This is a genomic window from Streptomyces sp. WAC05292 (genome assembly GCF_003949955.1).
Taxonomy (GTDB): Bacteria; Actinomycetota; Actinomycetes; order Streptomycetales; family Streptomycetaceae; genus Streptomyces; species Streptomyces globosus.
The window spans coordinates 1-3,751 of the sequence record NZ_RPSE01000499.1 but is presented as its reverse complement, the minus strand read 5'-3'; the positions used below and the strand labels follow the sequence as shown (position 1 = coordinate 3,751).

Annotated in this window: 5 protein-coding genes; 3 read left to right on the top strand and 2 right to left on the bottom strand. The window is 73.1% G+C overall.

Annotation, left to right across the window (positions count from 1 at the left end; genetic code table 11):
• From EF903_RS29990 to EF903_RS29980, 3 genes are all read left to right on the top strand, one after another.
• On the top strand, positions 1–1,143 hold a 1,143-nt coding region (locus EF903_RS29990), incomplete at its 5' end, for a cysteine protease StiP family protein (protein ID WP_260616112.1).
• Entirely contained in the window at positions 1,140–1,970 is an 831-nt protein-coding gene (locus EF903_RS29985) for an HAD family hydrolase (protein ID WP_125548144.1), read from the top strand. The genes EF903_RS29990 and EF903_RS29985, both read left to right, overlap by 4 nt.
• Positions 1,967–2,626 (top strand): O-methyltransferase, encoded by a 660-nt coding sequence (locus tag EF903_RS29980; protein WP_125548143.1) that lies wholly within the window; start codon positions 1,967–1,969, stop codon positions 2,624–2,626. Before EF903_RS29985 ends, EF903_RS29980 begins: the two co-directional genes overlap by 4 nt.
• Before the next feature lie 49 nt (positions 2,627–2,675).
• Here EF903_RS29980 and EF903_RS29975 read toward each other — a convergent pair whose 3' ends face one another.
• Both EF903_RS29975 and EF903_RS29970 read right to left on the bottom strand, forming a co-directional pair.
• Positions 2,676–2,885 (bottom strand): zinc ribbon domain-containing protein, encoded by a 210-nt coding sequence (locus EF903_RS29975; protein WP_125548142.1) that lies wholly within the window; start codon positions 2,883–2,885, stop codon positions 2,676–2,678.
• A 36-nt stretch (positions 2,886–2,921) separates the two neighbouring features.
• On the bottom strand, positions 2,922–3,611 hold the full coding sequence (locus tag EF903_RS29970; protein ID WP_125548141.1) for a DUF4383 domain-containing protein: 690 nt from the start codon (positions 3,609–3,611) through the stop codon (positions 2,922–2,924).
• Positions 3,612–3,751: the final 140 nt, after the last annotated feature.

The following is a 3,751-nucleotide window of genomic DNA, read 5'->3' as shown; positions in this document are numbered from 1 at the left end:
ACCGTCCTCGCCGAGCGCTCCCCCTCCCCGGTCCTCGTGTCCCTGGCCCGCGCCGGGACGCCCGTCGGCGTGCTGATGCGCCGCTGGGCCGCCGCCCGGCACGGCCTGGACCTGCCGCACTACGCCGAGTCCCTGCCGGTGGAGTACCAGCCCTCACCGCAGTACCAGGAGCTGTACCGCAGCGCGCTCGCCGGCTCCGCCGCCCGCATCGCCCGGGCGGTCGGCACCGTCACCGAGACCGTCCTCGCCGAGCGCTCCCCCTCCCCGGTCCTCGTGTCCCTGGCCCGCGCCGGGACGCCCGTCGGCGTGCTGATGCGCCGCTGGGCCGCCGCCCGGCACGGCCTGGACCTGCCGCACTACGCCGTCTCCATCGTCCGCGGCCGCGGCATCGACGCCAACGCGCTGCGCTGGCTGGCCGCCCGGCACGACCCGGCCGACGTGGTGTTCGTCGACGGCTGGACCGGCAAGGGCGCCATCACCCGCGAACTGGCCGCCGCCCTGCGCGCCTACCGCGAGCAGGAGGGCCCCGGCGCAGCGGAGTTCGACGGGGACGTCGTCGTCCTCGCCGACCCCGGCTCGTGCGTGTCCACGTACGGCACCCGCGAGGACTTCCTCATCCCCTCCGCCTGCCTCAACTCCACCGTCTCCGGCCTGGTGTCGCGTACCGTGCTCCGGGACGACCTGGTCGGGCCCGGCGACTTCCACGGCGCGAAGTTCTACCGCGAACTCGCCGGGGCCGACGTGTCCGCCGACTTCGTCGACACCGTCGCCGCCCGCTTCGACGAGGTGGCCGACACCGTCGCCGCCGACGTCAAGGAGCTTCTGGCGGCCGACCGCACTCCGACCTGGGAGGGCTGGGCGGCCGTCGAGCGGATCAGCGAGGAGTACGGCATCCACGACGTGAACCTGGTCAAGCCCGGAGTCGGCGAGACCACCCGCGTCCTGCTGCGGCGCGTGCCCTGGAAGATCCTGGCCCGGCGCGGCGCCGGAGCCGACCTGGCACACGTACGGCTGCTCGCCGAGCAGCGCGGCGTACCGGTCGAAGAGGTCGACGGACTGCCCTACACGTGCGTGGGACTCATCCACCCCCGATACACGCGCGGCGCCACCGGCGCCGACGGAAAGGCTGTGGCCTCCAAGTGACCGTCCTGGTAGCCAGCGACCTCGACCGCACCCTCATCTACTCGACGGCGGCGCTCGCCCTCACCATGCCCGACGCGGCGGCCCCCCGGCTGCTGTGCGTCGAGGTCCACGAGAGCCGCCCGCTGTCCTACATGACCGAGGCGGCGGCCGCGCTGCTCGCCGAACTGACCGCCGACCCGGGGGTGGTCTTCGTCCCGACCACCACCCGCACGCGCAAGCAGTACCAGCGCATCCGCTTCCCCGGCCGCCCGGCCCGGTACGCGATCTGCGCGAACGGCGGCCAGCTGCTGGTGGACGGCGTACCGGACCGGGACTGGCGGCGGCAGGTCGCGGCCCGCCTCGCCGAGGAGTGCGCGCCGCTGGAGGAGGTGCACGGCCACCTGCTGGCGGCCGCCGACCCGGCATGGCTGCGCAAGGCGCGCGTCGCGGAGGACCTCTTCGCCTACCTCGTCGTCGAACGCGAACAGGTCCCCGACGAGTGGATCAAGTCGCTGGCCGACTGGGCCGAGGCCCGCGGCTGGACCGTCTCCCTCCAGGGCCGCAAGGTGTACGCGGTGCCGCGGCCGCTGACGAAGAGCGCCGCGATGCGAGAAGTCGCCCGCCGCACCGGCGCGACCAGCACCCTCGCCGCCGGAGACTCCCTGCTGGACGCCGACCTGCTGCTCGCGGCGGACGCCGCCTGGCGGCCCGGCCACGGTGAACTGGCCGACTGCGGCTGGACGGCGCCGACGGTGACGGCGCTCGCGCAGCGCGGAGTCGCGGCCGGCGAGGAAATCCTGCGGGCGTTCACCCGGAAGGCGGCCGGAGCCGCAACACTGGCCCCATGACCAAGGGCAACAGCACCAAGATCACGGACGAGCTGTACCGGTACATGCTCGACCACAACCCGCCGCTCGACCCCGTCGCCGCGAGGCTGGTGGAGCGGACCTACGCCGAGTTCCCCGACGTCGCCGGCATGCAGTCCGCGGAGGAGCAGGGGCCGCTGCTGGCGTTCCTGGTCCGGCTGACCGGCGCCCGGCACGTGGTGGAGATCGGCACCTTCACCGGCTTCTCCACCCTGGCGATGGCGCAGGCCCTCCCGGAGGACGGCACCCTCATCGCCTGCGACGTCTCCGAGGAGTGGACGGCGTACGGGCGCGAGGCCTGGGCGGAAGCCGGCGTCGCCGATCGCATCGACCTGCGGATCGCCCCCGCGCTGGAGACGCTCCGGGCGATGCCGCGGAATCCGCACATCGACCTCGCGTACGTCGACGCCGACAAGGAGAGCCAGATCGCGTACTGGGAGGAACTCGTCCCGCGGATGCGGCCCGGCGGGCTCGTCGTCACCGACAACACCCTCTTCCACGGGAAGGTCGTGGACGAGGCGGCGACGGGCACGGCGGCGGCCGTGCGCGCCTTCAACGACCACGTCGCCGCCGACCCGCGCATGGAGTCCGTCCTGCTGGCGATCTCCGACGGCCTGACGCTGTCGCGCAAGCGCTGACGGAACCGGCGGGCGGGGCGGACCGGGCCGTGCCGGCCTTGGGGCCGGATCAGCAGCAGCCCCCGCCGCCGCAGCAGCCCCCGCCCCCGCGCCGTCGGGCGGGGGCACTGCTGGTCCCGCCCACGGCGACGGCGGAGAGCAGCTTGACGGTGTCGGAGTGACCGGCGGGGCAGTCGGCGGGAGCGGACGACTCGGCCATGGGACGGCTCACCACGAAGGTGTCCTCGCAGGTCCGGCAGCGGAATTCGTAACGGGGCATGGGCCAAGGCTACCGAGGCGGCGCCGCCGGCGGGAGCTACAGCCCGTGGCGGGCCTGGAGCCGTGCCCGCGCCCGCTCCCGGGCCCGGTCCTCCCGGGCGGCCTGCTCGGGGTGGCGGGCCCTCCAGTACGGATTGTCGTGGGGCAGGGCGCTGCCCACCCGCCCGTACATCCCGAACCACATCAGCATCACGCCGACGACGAAGCTGAACAACACGTTCTGGATCTTGAAGGCGAGGAAGTTCAGCTCGGTGTCCAGCAGCGCCAGGTTCACGAACCCGCTCGCGATGAACGCCAACCCGAGCGTGATGTTCAACGTCGACGCGAAGTTCCCGCCGATCACCATCCCCGCGAACAGCAGCAGCCCGACACAGATCGACAGGACGCTGAGCGCCCCGTTGGTGTTGAGGGAGAGGACGGTGTCGCCGCCGGTGTCGAAGAAGCCGATGCGGTCGATCAGCCCCAGCACCCCGAACACCACCAGCAACAGCCCGGTCAGCCCGGCGCCGACCCGGTACACGGTGATCAGCTTGTGGTCGGCGGGCAGATGCTCGTCGAGCTGCGCCTCGACCGGGTGCGTCAGCCGGTGCAGCAGCTTGTGCCCGACCTTGTGCGCCCGCTGCCCGGCGTCCTCGTGGGGCGTGTAGGGCGCGTAGTTCTCGTGCGCCTCGTGACACCCGTAGGCCGCATGCGGGGCATAGACCTCGTGCACCACAGAAGAAGACATGGGCGCCACCTGCCGCGCCCGCCCGCTGCGCTCCTTACGACCCTTGCGAAACGTATGGGCAGCCATGTCGCCCTCCTCGGCTCCGACCCTGCCCCTCCAGCATCCGCCGCCACCCACTCCCGGACAACCCCACCCAAACA